Genomic DNA, 14,246 nt, shown 5'->3' on the forward strand with positions numbered 1-14,246 from the left:
CTATTCAGCTACCTTCGTATTTTCTTTGCCTACCACTCGTTCCACACCAGCTTTATATTGTTCGACTGCATCATCAGGAGATAGTTTGCCAGTGGCGACTGCTTCTACTACTGTCTGCAGCTGTGTGGAAACTGCCGGATATTTGTCATTAGCTGGTCTGAACTGCGCATTTTCCAGGAATGCTTGTGCTTCCTTGGCATAAGGACGATTCACATACGCTTCTACCTCAACGGCATCTGTACGGGTATTCAAGTTACCGTCCGTCAACGAACGACTGATGCTGTTCTCTTTCTCCATCAAGAATTGAATGAATTCCCAAGCTTCCTCCTTCATATCCGCTTTGGACGGAATTGCCCAAGCCCAGCCTCCGCTCATCGTAATCGTTCCAGGATCCTGCCCTTCTTGAGTCGGCATCGGTGCAAATCCGATTTTCTCTTCCACATTTTCAATCGGTGCGGCTCCGTTCTCTGCCCAGTTCCGGGCATTCCAGCTGCCGTCCAGTGCTATTGCCAGTTTCTTTTGCGGGAATAATTGCTGAAATGCTACGTTTCCAGACTGACCACTCATGACGACCGAGAAATCAGGTCCCAAATTTTCTTTGTTGTATACCTGTTCGATAAAACGGAACGAATCCAGCAACCCCGGACTATCCACGACCCATTTCTTATCGGTTTCATCATATAGTGTATCGCCGGTGCCATATAGCAGCATCTCCAGCGTCTGCATGGAAACCGCTTCTCCATTGGCCTTGCCTACTTGCATGAATAGCGGCGTCACTCCGTCTGTCTTCTCTTTGATTGTTATCGCTGCATCTAATACATCATTCCAGTTTTTCGGTTCCCAAGGTACAGGAAGACCTGCCTCCTGGAATAATTCCTTGCTGTACCAAAGCCCACGAGAATCGGAAGTCGAAGGAACCCCATACACCTTGCCATCTTCCGCTGTTACACCGGACTTTAGATTTTCAATGATATTACCCCATTCGTCCCAATCAGAGATACGATCATCCAAAGGCTCAAGGTAGCCGGCATTAGCATCGGAATTAAGCATGAATGTATCCTCCGATACAACATCCGGGGCCGTTTCCGCTGACTTCATCTGTAATGCAACCTTTGAGAAATAGTCTCCCTCACTCGCTGTAATCGGAGCTATTTTTACATCGATATCAGGATGTTCCTTTTCAAATTCATCCACCACGCCTGAATCGAAGAATTTTTTCAATGAATCTACTGATCCAGGTGATCGATAAACGACAGTTAATTCTTTCTTGCCATCCGGTGATTCTGTATTGCTGGAGCATGCTGCCATCGTTACTAGAATGAAAATAAGCATGAACAAGCATATACCTTTAGCACTCTTCCACATCTACAACTCCTCCTCCCGATTCCTCTCTTATCGGTAAATGAAAGCGTATACATATTGTTCCAAATGAAAAGTCAGGGGGTAACCTGACACCTATAACGGATTATATGCCTTGTTCCCTCCCTTATTCACATGATTAAACGAATTAACTTCAGACTATTCCAAATTTTAATGTTACGTTGACACTTATCACCCTGACACTTATTATTGGAAGAATATATAACAAGAGGACATCCAAAAAATTTAATATGTTCTCAGAAAGGAAACTATCATGACGCAGAAACAACCTCTTTTCATTCAAGCGCTGCTTCCGCTAGTCGCACTCGCAGTCGCTGCGTTTTTCTCCCTGTTCTACTGGAATGCGGGAATGCTCATGCCGTTGATAATCAGCTTGATTGTCACTTCGGTTTTAGGCGTATTACTTGGACACAAATGGAGTGATCTCGAGTCCTATATGGGCAAAGGAATCCAAAGGGCGTTGCCTGCTGTCTATATTCTGATCATCGTCGGTATCATTATCGGGTCGTGGATAAGCAGCGGGGTAATTCCGACGCTTATCTATTATGGTCTTGATCTTATTCATCCTTCTATTTTCATTCCGAGTGTGGCACTTGCTACCGGTGTTCTTTCTATGGCACTTGGCAGTTCATTCGCTTCGATCGGAACAGTGGGACTAGCCTTCATTGCTGTCGGAGACAGTATGGGCTTCCCATTAGCTTTAGTAGCTGGGGCAATTATTTCCGGAGCTTACCTTGGAGATAAATTCTCGCCATTATCCGAAACAACAAACGTTGCTGCATCCATGGCAAACGTCGACTTGTTCAGCCATATCCGGCATATGCTGTGGGACACTATACCGGCATTCTTACTGTCGGTACTGATTTATTGGATTGTTGGCTTGAACTATGCAAGTGAAGTAAAGAGTATTGAGGAAATTCGCACGATCAATACGCATTTGGCGGATACATTTGTCATTCATCCATTACTATTGCTTGTACCGGTTTTGACTGTAATCGCATTGATTAAAAAATATCCTACTCTACCTTCTTTGATATTGATAAGTTTTGTGGGAGCTATTCTCGCATACATTGTTCAAGGTGCGTCCGTAACAGAAATCATTGGAGCAATGACAAACGGCTACAGCGGCGATACTGGCTTGGAAAGTTTGAATAACCTGCTTCACCGCGGCGGCATCACGTCCATGATGGGCACAATCGGGCTCGTATTGGTTGCAACTGCACTTGGCGGTATGCTTGAGGATATTGGAGTATTGAAGACAATTACAGAGACGTTCATCAATCGCGTGAAAAGTACTGGCTCCTTGATAGGAAGCACCGTGCTTTCTGCGCTAGTCGTTGGTTTTGCAACTGGCGCACAAATCTTGGCAGTCATTCTGCCAATCCGTACCTTTAAACAAGCCTTTGAAGATCGTAATTTAGCAGCGAAAAATCTATCACGCTGTGTCGAGGCAGCTGGTGCCGTTGGTATCAACATGGTGCCTTGGAGCGTGCCGGCCTTCTTCGCTGCAGGTGTATTGGGTGTAAGCCCTTATGATTACATCCCATTCGCTTTCTTTATTTTTTTAGTTCCGCTTATCAACGTGATATATGGATACACAGGATTATCGATTGCAAAGAAAGAAAATGGGAAAGAAGAAGGTGCCAAACATGCCAGCTAATAACATTAAACTGCGGTTTTTAGGCAGTGCACAAGATGCGGGGGTCCCGCAAGCTAACTGTTATTGCACAAATTGCCAACGCGCTCATGCAGACCGTAATTATCGCCATTTTGCGGCAAGTCTGGCAATCATCACAGATGATTATACCTGGCACATGATTGATGCGACACCAGATTTCAGGGAGCAGCTGTACAGCATGCAGCAAGCCTATCCAGAAGCAGGCATCATGGACAGCATTATCCTGACGCATGCACATGCAGGGCATTATCCTGGTTTGCTTTTCTTAGGAAAAGAAGGTATGTCTACCTCTGCATTACCTGTTTATGCGTGTGAAAGCATGTCACATCTGTTAGCTAATGATGCTCCATGGAGCCAGCTGGTAGGTTTGAAGAATATCATTACAAAAACCATTTATGCCGATAAGGCGCAAGAGCTCGGGGATCATGTCCGTTTCACACCAGTTGAAGTGCCTCATCGGAATGAATACTCCGAAACGTTTGGCTTCCTCATTGAGGGGCCAAATAAAAAAGCGTTGTACATTCCGGATATTGATTCCTGGAAAGAATGGGAACACGATATCGGAGAAATAGCAAAAGACATGGATTATGTCATTGTAGACGCGACTTTTTACAGCAAGCAGGAAGTCGCGGGAGTCGGGCGGGACATCAGCCAAATCCCCCACCCTCCCATCACGGAGACGATGGACCGGCTTCAAGAGGCAGTCGATACTGCTGAAACGAGGGTTTATCTGACGCATCTTAATCATTCCAACCCGATACTGGATCCTGAGAGTGAAGAGCTCCAAACGATAAGGAATCGCGGTTACTTCCTGGCAGAAGAGGGATTGGAATTGGAACTATAACAAAAAGCTGCCAGCCGATCACGGCTGACAGCTTTTTTACTTATATAAAGAACACAGCCGTGAAGGCTTGAAAATAACAGTGAAATCGGGAAGTTCCTGCTGTAGTGAGGCATACAATAATCTGCCTTCCCTGTTGAAAACATCTTCCTTCTTAACCGCATCAAGCTCCAGTTTGTCCTGTTCCCAATCTATCCACTTTCCGTATCCTTCTGCCCATTTCTCTATATGCTGTTTCAATGTGTCGGTAACTGGTAATTCATCAAGATCCAAATTTTCTTTACAGCGCGCACACCAAATTGGATCGGCAAAATCTGCTTCCAAAAGAATCTCCGTTATTTTTTTACAGCTGCATTCCAATCATAATTCCTCTCTTTCGGCGGACATCAAGTGATCAAGCATACATCTGCATTTTCAGTTGGAAGTACTGCTGCCTTCCTTACTTCCTCACTCTGAACAAACATTCCGTCATACAGATATTCACTGTCATGCAAAAATTCCTCTACAACCTCAGTTCATAATGGTAGAACTGCTTGTCACGCTCGTAACCTTTCCGTTCATACAATCGCTGTGCCTTCTCATTGTCAGGAGCCGTACTTAGCGCAATGCTCCCCGCTCCGGTTTCTTTTGCAAAAGCCTCGGCTGCTGTAAGCAATCTTTCTCCTACACCTTGTTTCCTGGCACTTTCCACCACATACAGATCATTCAAAATCCAAGCACGTTTCATGCCGATCGAAGAGAAGGTAGGATAAAGCTGCATGAAACCAATACAATCATCACCGTCTTTTGCAAGGAAGATGACAGAATCCCCTTTCTCCAGCCTTTCTGCTATGTACGCCTCTGCCCCGCTTAAGTCATTAGCTTGTTTGTAAAACTGACGATACTGGTTGAATAAATCTGTTGCTTGTTTTACGTCTTGTAATGTTGCTTTCCTAATGTTCATTTGTTCCCCTCCGATTCCTTCCTGTCTTTTTTCTATTTATCATTCAATCCCTTGCCATCCAGAATATGCTTTACATATTTTTCAACCCTTGACTCCCGGGTTTTGGCTTGTTTAGCCTGGGAAAAATATAGAATGTATGCTCTTTGTCGTCCCGGTGTCAATGCTTCAAAAGCAGTCTTCAAGGCAGGGATTGCATTGAATTTATTGTGAAGCTCTTCAGGAATTATGTAATCTGTTTCCTTCTTGAACTCGATTTCCAAGCCCGCTTTTTCAACTTCGACAGCTTGACAAATATAGTCTTTCAGGATAGCTTCCAATTCAGCTATTTCCTGAGCGTTAGTGAAACGAATTTGGCGCGCTGCCTGCACATTTTCCGTTTGCTGGATCAAGATGCCATGCGGATCTTTCAACAATGCACCCTTGTGAAACAAAAGCGCACAATAATCTTTGAAGCCATGGATTAATACGACATTTTTCCCTTCAAAAGTGTAACAAGGATGCTTCCATTTGAACTCTTCTGTCAGGTCGCAATCCTGTACGATATTTCTCAATTTCTTATATTCTTCTTTCCACTGTTTCGCCTCATTTAAGAATGCATCAACCTTAGGATTCTTATTACTATTTGTCATTCGGGGTAGCCTCCTCTTCTTAATTTTAAAATTTCCAGTCAGCAACTGTTACAAATGATAATGCCCCATTTCCGCTAAGCTGTCCATAAGAAAACGTTTTGCCCATTTTTCACTTCTGGAATAAATGATGTAAAAGTCTGCCCCTATCCTCGAAAAACTGCTTCATGACACTGTAATGCTGTGTTTCTTCGAGCTGGACTTCTTCCATCCCTTCTGCATCCAGCTGCAGAATTTTCGCATCCGGATAAGCCATCAGCAACGGCGCATGTGTGGAGATGATGAATTGCGACCCTTTTTCCACCAGCTCATCAATCCGTGCAAGCATCGACAGCTGACGGATCGGGGATAAAGCCGCTTCCGGCTCATCGAGAATATATAATCCATTGCCAGCGAAACGCTCCATGAAAGCCGCGAAAAATGCCTCTCCATGGGATTGTTCATGCAAAGATGTCCCGCCATAGGAATCAATGATTTTACGTCCGAATCCCCCTTGATCCAGTTCTTCAATATGCGTCGCTACATTATAGAAAGTCTCTGCCCGGAAGAAGTATCCATCTTGCGGACGACTCCCACCGCGAACAACCCTTAATAATTCATGTAAATCTGAATGTGACGCGTAGCTGGAAAAGGAGAAGTTCTTCGATCCGCCTTCAGGGTTGAAGCCGAGCGCAACTGCAAGCGCTTCGAGCAAAGTCGACTTACCCATTCCATTTTCCCCGATGATATATGTAACGTTTGGATGGAAGGAAATATGTCCTAAGTTTTGAATAACTGGCAGGGAAAATGGGAATTGATTAGGGAGCAAGGAAGCATCTTCAATTAGACTCATTTGTCTCACATATTGATTGGTTTCTGTTAATTTCACACTATCATTCCTATCTTTATACATTCAGCTTGAGGAGGATTTATCATGCAAGAGTATATTCTGTTCGTGATACTGCTTGTCCTGTTTATAGCGGTCATCATTTTCACCCGCTATTTGAACAAACCTGTTAAAAGTCTATTCACCATTTACTATTTAGTAATCGGAGTCTTATTCATCATCGTCAAAGAACGGATTGACAGCGCCTATGAGGGAGTAGCGACGACACCCAATGTCAATTGGATCGTGAATAATGAATGGGTTGCAGATATCCGTCATTTGCTGTTTGTCCCAATGATCGGCTTACTGATATATCTGCTTTACAAGGGCTATCAAGATCCAAAAGGACCTTGGAAACGCTCCAATATCCTAGGAGTCACTATTCCATTAGCTACTCTGCTGGCAGTCTTGTATTTTTTGTTTACGTATATGTACGGTTATCACTTTTAAGCATATTCGTGCTCGAGTATGCTATAAAGCAGTGAATCCCTCCATCCCGTTTTCATACGCATATGTTCACGGATATACCCTTCCTTCTGCATACCGATTTTCTCCAATACAGCTGCAGAAGCGAAATTTTGGGGATCACAAGTAGCATAGATCCGATGCAGACTGAAAGTATGGAAGCCGATGGATAAGACTGCTTTGGCAGCTTCAGTGGCATAGCCTTTATTCCAGTAATCCGGATGGAGGATATAGCCAATCTCCCCTTCCCTATTATATTGGCTGGTAAGATAAAGCTCCACAGAACCGATCATATCCCCTTCACAAAGGATCGCGTATACGTATCGCTCTCGTGGATCTGCCTGTGTATCCTGCATTATTTGCTCGACATATTGCTTCGTTTCAGCCTCGGTGTTCGGACCCCAAGGCTGGTAGCGGCAAACTTGTTCTTGCGAAGCATATGCATGGACCGCTTTCCAGTCCTCTATTGTAAGCTCACGTAGCTGTATCCTCATATGCATCCCCTTTCCATTCCATTAACCAACAGTCTCGATAGCTGCCTTCATGCCACTCACGCTTAGGTAAGAGCTTCACTTTGCGGAAACCGCATTTCTCATAACAGCGGAGTGCACGTTCATTCCACGCTTGCGGGTCCATCACTACAATATCGGCTTGTTTTTCCTCTATAAGGAAACGGGTCATTGTTTGGACGAGCAATGTTCCGATGCCCCTATTCCAGTAAGCTGTTTCGCCGATGAACTGATCCATCCCGTATATTTGCTGCGTGCTCTCATAACCGAATTCTTCCTTCTCGTCATTGTCCAAATCGTAATATTGCACATAGCCAATCGGCTTATCTTCATAAAAGAAAATACATTTTTGTGCTGAATCTGCTGGATCAAAGAATACTTCTCTGACTTTTTGACTATCAAATGGGTTATCCCGGCCTTCATAGAAATTAAGCACATCTGGATCTGACAACCATTTGACCAGGTGGGAAACATCCGAACTTACAAGCGGCTGAATCATTGGTTTTTGCTTTGTCACGATTCCACAGCCTCCCGTATCGTTTTTAATAGCTTGATGAATTTCTTCGGCTCTTCGAGAAACGGACTATGCGCACTTTCTGCAAAAGTGTGGAATTGTTTAACAGGTGCTTCAAGTGCTGTATAGAAGTTGCATGCCTGCTGATAAGTAGTGTGATAATCATATTGCCCATGAAGGAAGTATGCCGGCACCTTCAGCTCGGGAACAGTTCGAATGAGATTGGCTGTACTGATCTCTTTTGCAAGCTTTTGATACGAAAGGTCGCTGCCTGCGAAGACATGGAATTTATCTTTCCATCTATACTCCGAACAGCCCATCACTTCCCGGATCAAGCGAAGGTTACTGTATCCATCTCGCGTAAAACCAATGTCATACTTTCTCGCATACTTGAATCGGACTGCCCCATAAGCACGGTTCAAGTAATATTCTTCATCAAATTTTATCCGAGCTAATTTACGTTTAGCTTTTTCATCGGCGCGGCGGCTCGCTTCCGAGACGAGGAATTCATATGCTTCTTTTTCCGATTCAAACTGAATACCAATTTGCCCGACTCCTATATAGGCATGGATATGTTCTGGCACTTTTTGCGCAGCCAAGGTTCCTAGAATACTGCCCCATGAATGGCCCAGTACATATATCTTTTCCTGTCCATATGTCTCCCTTAGAAAAGCAATCATTTCTACTGTATCGTCAAGCAATTGTTCCAACGTAAGCAATTTTCCGCCCTCAGCTGCTTTGTAGGAGGAACCAGTACCTCGCTGATCCCAGTAGCAAACGGTAAATACATCCTCCAGTCTGACATCATTCGCCTTTATTAATGGGTAAGCAGGAAATCCAGGACCACCATGGAGAAACAACAAGATAGGAGCAGATTCTTCCTTGTTATGCTTGATGATGGCACCTTGCTCTGCCCCATTCAAATCTACTAATAGTAAAGTCATCTATAACCACTCCCAATCAGAAAGGATAGAAGAAACGATGGATTTTCATAACACAAAAAATAAATGGAGTTATACTCAAAGAGATGCAAACTCCACATGGATTAGAACTTATTCCTCCCTCCTTGGAGATCATCCCATCCATCAAGCACTCGATATCGGCTGCGGCGGCGGGATTTATACGAAAGCTCTTGCTGCAATGGGTATACCGTCCGTGACAGGAGTAGATTCATCAGCAATCATGCTCGAGGCAGCAGCTGATAATTGTCAAGATCAGCATGGTATTCGTTTTCACAAGGGAAACGCTCAAGAAACCGGGCTGGAATCATTGAGCAGTGACCTTATCTTGGAACGCGCCTTGATTCATCACCTGCAAGAACTGCAGCCTTGTTTCTCTGAAGCGCATCGTTTGCTGCGTCCCGGCGGCACCTTGCTCATCCAGGATCGTACACCGGAAGATTGCCTGCTGCCTGGCAGTCCCGAGCATATCAGAGGTTATTTCTTCTCGTGTTTTCCAAGACTTGCAGAATTGGAGATCAGCAGAAGACATACCTCCGCTCAAGTTAGGAAGGATCTGAAAACTTGCGGCTTTCATGACATAGAGAAACATACATTATGGGAAGTTCGTCAGATACATGAATCGAAAGAAAAACTGCTGGCAGACATTCGTGCCAGACTGGGGAGAAGCATCCTGCATGCTTTAGAAGATGACGAACTGGAGAAGTTGGCTCTGTATATAGACGATTGTATCACACAGGAAAGGGATATTGTGGAAATGGATAGATGGACGATTTGGAAGGCGGTGAAGTAAAAAGAAGGAATCAATCCTTTACCCGGGAAGAATAATCGCGCCAATGTATAAGGATGTCCAGCATATCACTTTCTAAATGGTCAGCAATTTTTTGGAAGGCTGCGACTGATCTATCTTGATCAAGTCCGACGTTTCCATCAGCAAACGATGCACTATTTAAATAACCACTCAAAAGAAAAGCATCCGTCAGTGCCGGCTCTTCCCCACGCCCGTAGCAAGCTGGTCCAGTATCAGATTCTGCTGACAGAGGTCCGACCTTCAACATGCCGCCTTTATCAATCCCCAATTCATAGTTTTTACCACCCAACATACATCTCTCCCAAATAATAGCAATTTCTTATTACCCATAAATCTGATTATATTCATAGGGATTATACCGTTCGCAAATTATTTTGACAAATTTACAGCTTGAACTGGAATAATATTAACTCAGCCCCCCTATACAAAATGCATATGTGCCCCCGTAATCCCTATTAAAAAGAGGAACACTCCATATGGAATATTCCTCTGTACCTCCGTTTTTTTGCTTTCATAATACTGCCTTGAACATATAAAGTTAATGATCAATGTCAATTTACTATTTCCTAGTTTCCGGTAACTATCTAGCTCCATATAATACACAAATGTATATAACGGTCTACCTAATTAGAATGAAAATATCACGACGTATGCTGAAAAAGTACTTTCGCCATCGCAATGGAATATTCCGCTGCTTTATCTGCACCAATCAAGGTGGTCATAGAAGTAGTTCCTTCTAGAAGCAGGGTCAGCTGATTGGCCAAATCCATTGGGTTATTAACCCGGTTTTCTTGTGCCAGCTGTTGAAAATAATGAAGCAATCTTGTTTTATGTTCTCTAGCAATGTTTTCAATTTCTTCGTCTATGCCCGCATAATCTTCTATTGCTCTCAAAAACATATCCCCTTTATAAGAATGTTCCTTTAACCAACGACAATGCGCTTCTACAGCTAGAACGAAAGGAGAACTCAAACCTCTCTCTATATAAGAATCCAGATAAGACCAATAGCGTTCTTCTCGTCGCTTAAGTACTTCTTCAACTAATTTATTTTTGGAAGGGAAATGGTTATAAAGCGTCATCGTAGCGACATTTGCCTCCCTGATGATTTGCTTAAGACCTACACCGCGAAATCCATGTTCATAAAACAATCGTTCCGCTACTTGTAGTAATGCATCTTTTTTTGTAGATCGACTCATATGCTCAACTGCTCCTTTAATTAGACAGACCTAAAATACAAATTACAACCACAGTAATTACAAGTCAAACAATTTTCTTCAACCTTTTATAAATTTCATTCCTTCTTATTATTTCACCATTTAATTTATGAGATAACAGCGGTGACTGTGGGCTTTACAGCTTGTTTAGTATATAACAATAAATATTTTATTATAGGTCTTATTTGAAATTGAAATAGCTTTAACTGTTGATTGGAAAAGAATCTTATGTTAAAAATAGAAAGGTCGTTCTATATAGTTAGGTTAAGTTGCTATTATTTTTATGATTACGGAAGCTGTTTTAAATAGAGTAGAGATTAGCATCGCTAATAACTATAAAACAGCATGTAATTTTGAAAGGGGAATAAATTTATGAATAAAGTAGGCAATGTCTTTTGGATATCTTTAATCATTTGCGCTATTTTTGTTCTTTGGGGTGTGATAGCACCTGAGAATATGGATTATATTACTACCGAGGTCCAATCCTTTCTGACTTCGAAATTTGGTTGGTTCTATATTCTTTCCGTTGCTGTCTTTCTGATCTTTTCCATATACCTTATTTTTAGTCGTTTTGGATCTTTGCGTTTGGGAAAAGAAGGAGATAAGCCAGAATTCAAACGTGTTACATGGTTTGCCATGTTGTTCAGTGCTGGAATGGGTATAGGTATTGTGTTCTGGGGAACTGCAGAGCCACTTGCCCACTTTGCTTCACCACCTGAAGCAGATCCGGAAAGTATCGAAGCGGCTACCAATGCTCTCCGCTATTCTGTATTTCACTGGGGATTACAGACTTGGGGCGTGTACACCGTCATTGGTTTAGCTATCGCTTATTTCAAATTCCGCAAAGGTGCTCCTGGACTTATCAGTTCCACTTTCCAGCCCTTGATTGGAGATAGAACAAATGGATGGATAGGTAAACTGATTGATATTATTGCAGTTTTTGCCACTATCTTTGGTGTAGCTACATCTCTTGGATTGGGTGCTTCGCAAATCGCAGGCGGGTTGTCTTTCATCACTGATATTAAGAATAATTTTAGTACGCAGCTTGTCATTATTATCATTGTTACCATTTTGTTCATAGCATCTGCTTGGTCCGGAATTGGTAAAGGAATTAAATGGTTGAGTAACGCTAATATTGTGTTGGCAGTTCTATTGCTTTTACTAACTTTATGCTTAGGTCCAACTCAATTTATTCTTAATACGTTCATCTCTACCATGGGATCGTATGTGGAGTCCTTGCCGTCACTTAGTTTCCAGACAGGCTCATTTGATAATGATTTCAATAGTTGGGTTCAAAACTGGACTATATTCTATTGGGCATGGTTTATTGCGTGGTCACCTTTCGTAGGAACATTCATTGCGCGTGTTTCTAAAGGAAGAACAATTCGTGAATTCGTAATAGGTGTTTTGTTTATCCCATCTGTCTTCTGTGCATTCTGGTTTATTGTATTTGGCGGTACTGGTTTATTCCAAGAAATTCATGGGATTAATACGGGACTTACTGATCTAGCACAAGAAGAATCACTATTCGGGGTGTTCCAAGGATTGCCGATGTCTACCTTATTATCAGTCGTTGCGCTATTCTTAATCGGCACGTTCTTTATTACATCTGCCGACTCCGCAACGTTCGTACTAGGTATGCAAACTTCAGGAGGAAGTCTGAATCCAGCAAATAAAATTAAATTGACTTGGGGGATTATCCAAGCGGCAATTGCTTCCGTACTACTGGCAACTGGCGGACTTAACGCGTTACAGACAGCCTCCATTGTTTCTGCATTTCCTTTTGCCTTTATCCTCCTGTTTATGGTTTGGTCGCTCTTGAAGGTCATGAATGAGGACTGGAAGAAGGAAAAAAATAAAATGAAGCGATAAGTAGCACGACAAAAAAGCAATACTTGCAAGCTCTCTTCCGCTTATCGATAAGTCCTTCATGCACTAATAAAAAATAGACCTCTGGGAAGGTGTAATCACCTGCAGAGGTCTATTTTTCATTACAATTTTTCTCCATTCGAAGCAATCACTTGCTTATACCACTCAAATGAATCCTTCTTCGACCGTTTCATGCTGCCATTTCCTTCATTATCACGATCGACGTGAATCATGCCGTAGCGTTTTTTCATTTCACCAGTTGTGAAGGAAACAATGTCGATAATGCCCCACGGTGTGTAGCCAAGCAGATCGACGCCATCGTAGTTAACGGCTTTCATAAGCTCCTCAATATGGGAACGCAAGTAATCGATGCGCTGCGGATCGTGGATGGATCCGTCTTCTTCCACGGTATCCACTGCGCCGAAGCCATTCTCGACGATAAACAATGGAATTTGATAACGATCGTAAAAGCGATTCAATGTGTAGCGCAAGCCTGTTGGGTCAATGGACCAACCCCAGTCACTTGCTTTGATATATGGGTTCTCTACACTTTGTGCCAACCCGCCATTTGTCATATTTCTGTCTTGTTCCGTCTCTTTATCACTTTTGACAGTCGTACTCATGTAATAACTGAATCCAAGGTAATCAACCGTACCATTGCGAAGAATCTCTTCATCGCCATCTTCAAATACGATGTTATAGCCTTCACGTTCAAATTCCTTCAGCACATAGTTCGGGTAGTATCCACGAACATGTACATCTGGGAAGAAGTAACGTTCCCGCATCAGTTCTTCTGCCAGCATCACATCGCTCGGATTGGAGGTATATGGATAAATCGGTACGTGAGATACCATGGCGCCAATTTGGAATTCAGGGTTGATTTCCTTTCCTTTGCTGACAGCGAGTGCACTGGCAATTAGCTCATGGTGACCAGCCTGGTACATCACTTCACGGGCATTCTCGCCTTCCTTCACTGTGACACCGGAATTCGTCCAAAGGAACAATGGATTGTCAGTATCCATTTTGTTATTGATTTCGTTAAATGTCATCCAGTATTTAACTTTGTCTTTATAACGGTTGAAGCAGACTTCTGCGAACCGGACAAAGTGGCGGACAACCTCTCTGCTGCGGAATCCGCCGAACTCACGCGCCAAATGCAATGGCATTTCGAAGTGGGAAAGTGTGATAACTGGTTCAATGCCATGCTTTAATAGTTCATCGAAAAGATCGTCGTAGAACTTCAAACCAGCTTCGTTCGGCTCCGCTTCATCGCCTTTTGGGAAGATACGTGTCCAGCCGATGGATGTACGCAAGCATTTAAGTCCCATCTCTGCAAATAATGCCACATCCTCTTTGTAGCGATTGTAGAAATCGATAGCTTCATGGTTTGGATAAAACTTGTCCGGTTCGACCTTTTCCGTAAGTTCCCGGGGCACACCATGTGCACCAGCAGTCAAAACATCAATAACGCTTGGGCCTTTTCCGTCCTGGTTCCAGCCACCCTCGAATTGGTGAGCGGCAAGCGCGCCGCCCCATAAGAAGTCCTTCGGTAATGTATTCATCTCTATCTCC

General features: G+C 43.2%; 16 protein-coding genes. 5 read left to right on the forward strand and 11 right to left on the reverse strand.

Annotated features, from left to right (window positions below; genetic code table 11):
• Positions 1–1,365 carry an extracellular solute-binding protein gene (locus BLQ53_RS14980; RefSeq protein ID WP_093728116.1) on the reverse strand — a complete coding sequence of 455 codons (1,365 nt, stop codon included), beginning with the start codon at positions 1,363–1,365 and terminating at the stop codon, positions 1–3.
• A 268-nt stretch (positions 1,366–1,633) separates the two neighbouring features.
• Here BLQ53_RS14980 and nhaC point away from each other — a divergent pair, with 268 nt between their 5' ends.
• Together nhaC and BLQ53_RS14990 are read left to right on the forward strand one after the other, a co-directional pair.
• On the forward strand, positions 1,634–3,040 hold the full coding sequence (gene nhaC, locus BLQ53_RS14985; RefSeq protein WP_093728117.1) for a Na+/H+ antiporter NhaC: 1,407 nt from the start codon (positions 1,634–1,636) through the stop codon (positions 3,038–3,040).
• Complete coding sequence (locus BLQ53_RS14990; protein WP_093728118.1) at positions 3,030–3,902, forward strand: MBL fold metallo-hydrolase; 873 nt, start codon at positions 3,030–3,032, stop codon at positions 3,900–3,902. Before nhaC ends, BLQ53_RS14990 begins: the two co-directional genes overlap by 11 nt.
• A gap of 36 nt (positions 3,903–3,938) precedes the next feature.
• Here BLQ53_RS14990 and BLQ53_RS14995 read toward each other — a convergent pair whose 3' ends face one another.
• The 4 genes from BLQ53_RS14995 to BLQ53_RS15010 all read right to left on the reverse strand — a co-directional run bounded on the left by BLQ53_RS14995 (position 3,939) and on the right by BLQ53_RS15010 (position 6,336).
• Positions 3,939–4,259: a hypothetical protein gene (locus tag BLQ53_RS14995; protein WP_093728119.1), complete on the reverse strand. Its 321-nt coding sequence runs from the start codon at positions 4,257–4,259 to the stop codon at positions 3,939–3,941.
• Between the two features lie 142 nt (positions 4,260–4,401).
• Positions 4,402–4,842 (reverse strand): GNAT family N-acetyltransferase, encoded by a 441-nt coding sequence (locus BLQ53_RS15000; RefSeq protein ID WP_093728120.1) that lies wholly within the window; start codon positions 4,840–4,842, stop codon positions 4,402–4,404.
• 32 nt (positions 4,843–4,874) lie between these two features.
• Positions 4,875–5,471: a YdeI/OmpD-associated family protein gene (locus tag BLQ53_RS15005; RefSeq protein ID WP_093728121.1), complete on the reverse strand. Its 597-nt coding sequence runs from the start codon at positions 5,469–5,471 to the stop codon at positions 4,875–4,877.
• 109 nt (positions 5,472–5,580) lie between these two features.
• Entirely contained in the window at positions 5,581–6,336 is a 756-nt protein-coding gene (locus BLQ53_RS15010) for an AAA family ATPase (protein WP_425288310.1), read from the reverse strand.
• Between the two features lie 45 nt (positions 6,337–6,381).
• Here BLQ53_RS15010 and BLQ53_RS15015 point away from each other — a divergent pair, with 45 nt between their 5' ends.
• Positions 6,382–6,783 carry a hypothetical protein gene (locus BLQ53_RS15015; protein ID WP_093728122.1) on the forward strand — a complete coding sequence of 134 codons (402 nt, stop codon included), beginning with the start codon at positions 6,382–6,384 and terminating at the stop codon, positions 6,781–6,783.
• Here the strand turns inward: BLQ53_RS15015 and BLQ53_RS15020 are convergent.
• From BLQ53_RS15020 to BLQ53_RS15030, 3 genes are read right to left on the reverse strand one after another with little or no spacing between them, the layout of a single operon-like run.
• Positions 6,780–7,292, reverse strand: a complete 513-nt coding sequence (locus tag BLQ53_RS15020; RefSeq protein ID WP_342005241.1) for a GNAT family N-acetyltransferase — start codon at positions 7,290–7,292, stop codon at positions 6,780–6,782. The two genes, BLQ53_RS15015 and BLQ53_RS15020, sit on opposite strands and share 4 nt — an antisense overlap.
• A complete protein-coding gene (locus BLQ53_RS15025; RefSeq protein ID WP_425288311.1) occupies positions 7,273–7,824 on the reverse strand; it encodes a GNAT family N-acetyltransferase in 552 nt (183 codons plus the stop codon). The genes BLQ53_RS15020 and BLQ53_RS15025 overlap by 20 nt, the downstream gene beginning before the upstream one ends.
• On the reverse strand, positions 7,821–8,765 hold the full coding sequence (locus tag BLQ53_RS15030) for an alpha/beta fold hydrolase (protein WP_093728124.1): 945 nt from the start codon (positions 8,763–8,765) through the stop codon (positions 7,821–7,823). Before BLQ53_RS15030 ends, BLQ53_RS15025 begins: the two co-directional genes overlap by 4 nt.
• A gap of 37 nt (positions 8,766–8,802) precedes the next feature.
• Here BLQ53_RS15030 and BLQ53_RS15035 point away from each other — a divergent pair, with 37 nt between their 5' ends.
• Entirely contained in the window at positions 8,803–9,573 is a 771-nt protein-coding gene (locus tag BLQ53_RS15035) for a class I SAM-dependent methyltransferase (protein ID WP_093728125.1), read from the forward strand.
• Between the two features lie 10 nt (positions 9,574–9,583).
• Here the strand turns inward: BLQ53_RS15035 and BLQ53_RS15040 are convergent, their stop codons facing one another.
• Both BLQ53_RS15040 and BLQ53_RS15045 read right to left on the reverse strand, forming a co-directional pair.
• Positions 9,584–9,883 carry a hydantoinase/oxoprolinase family protein gene (locus BLQ53_RS15040; RefSeq protein ID WP_093728126.1) on the reverse strand — a complete coding sequence of 100 codons (300 nt, stop codon included), beginning with the start codon at positions 9,881–9,883 and terminating at the stop codon, positions 9,584–9,586.
• 349 nt (positions 9,884–10,232) lie between these two features.
• Entirely contained in the window at positions 10,233–10,787 is a 555-nt protein-coding gene (locus BLQ53_RS15045) for a TetR/AcrR family transcriptional regulator (RefSeq protein WP_093728127.1), read from the reverse strand.
• Positions 10,788–11,177: 390 nt separating this feature from the next.
• Between BLQ53_RS15045 and BLQ53_RS15050 the strand changes: the two genes are divergently transcribed.
• On the forward strand, positions 11,178–12,677 hold the full coding sequence (locus BLQ53_RS15050) for a glycine betaine uptake BCCT transporter (RefSeq protein ID WP_093728128.1): 1,500 nt from the start codon (positions 11,178–11,180) through the stop codon (positions 12,675–12,677).
• Between the two features lie 119 nt (positions 12,678–12,796).
• Here the strand turns inward: BLQ53_RS15050 and bglA are convergent, their stop codons facing one another.
• Positions 12,797–14,236, reverse strand: coding sequence for a 6-phospho-beta-glucosidase BglA (bglA, locus tag BLQ53_RS15055; RefSeq protein WP_093728129.1), 1,440 nt, complete (start codon positions 14,234–14,236; stop codon positions 12,797–12,799).
• Positions 14,237–14,246 lie beyond the last annotated feature (10 nt).

Origin of the sequence: Terribacillus halophilus, from assembly GCF_900101385.1 — a bacterium.
GTDB classification, from domain to species: domain Bacteria; phylum Bacillota; class Bacilli; order Bacillales; family Amphibacillaceae; genus Terribacillus; species Terribacillus halophilus.

Bases quoted from the DNA above. Each gene is read 5' to 3' on its own strand.
- BLQ53_RS14990 (WP_093728118.1), top strand. From the start codon at position 3,030: ATGCCAGCTAATAACATTAAACTGCGGTTTTTAGGCAGTGCACAAGAT.
- BLQ53_RS15050 (WP_093728128.1), top strand. From the start codon at position 11,178: ATGAATAAAGTAGGCAATGTCTTTTGGATATCTTTAATCATTTGCGCT.
- BLQ53_RS15000 (WP_093728120.1), bottom strand. From the start codon at position 4,842: ATGAACATTAGGAAAGCAACATTACAAGACGTAAAACAAGCAACAGAT.
- BLQ53_RS15030 (WP_093728124.1), bottom strand. From the start codon at position 8,765: ATGACTTTACTATTAGTAGATTTGAATGGGGCAGAGCAAGGTGCCATC.
- BLQ53_RS15045 (WP_093728127.1), bottom strand. From the start codon at position 10,787: ATGAGTCGATCTACAAAAAAAGATGCATTACTACAAGTAGCGGAACGA.
- BLQ53_RS15005 (WP_093728121.1), bottom strand. From the start codon at position 5,471: ATGACAAATAGTAATAAGAATCCTAAGGTTGATGCATTCTTAAATGAG.
- BLQ53_RS14980 (WP_093728116.1), bottom strand. From the start codon at position 1,365: ATGTGGAAGAGTGCTAAAGGTATATGCTTGTTCATGCTTATTTTCATT.
- BLQ53_RS15040 (WP_093728126.1), bottom strand. From the start codon at position 9,883: ATGTTGGGTGGTAAAAACTATGAATTGGGGATTGATAAAGGCGGCATG.
- BLQ53_RS15020 (WP_342005241.1), bottom strand. From the start codon at position 7,292: ATGAGGATACAGCTACGTGAGCTTACAATAGAGGACTGGAAAGCGGTC.
- BLQ53_RS15035 (WP_093728125.1), top strand. From the start codon at position 8,803: ATGGATTTTCATAACACAAAAAATAAATGGAGTTATACTCAAAGAGAT.
- nhaC (WP_093728117.1), top strand. From the start codon at position 1,634: ATGACGCAGAAACAACCTCTTTTCATTCAAGCGCTGCTTCCGCTAGTC.
- bglA (WP_093728129.1), bottom strand. From the start codon at position 14,236: ATGAATACATTACCGAAGGACTTCTTATGGGGCGGCGCGCTTGCCGCT.
- BLQ53_RS15015 (WP_093728122.1), top strand. From the start codon at position 6,382: ATGCAAGAGTATATTCTGTTCGTGATACTGCTTGTCCTGTTTATAGCG.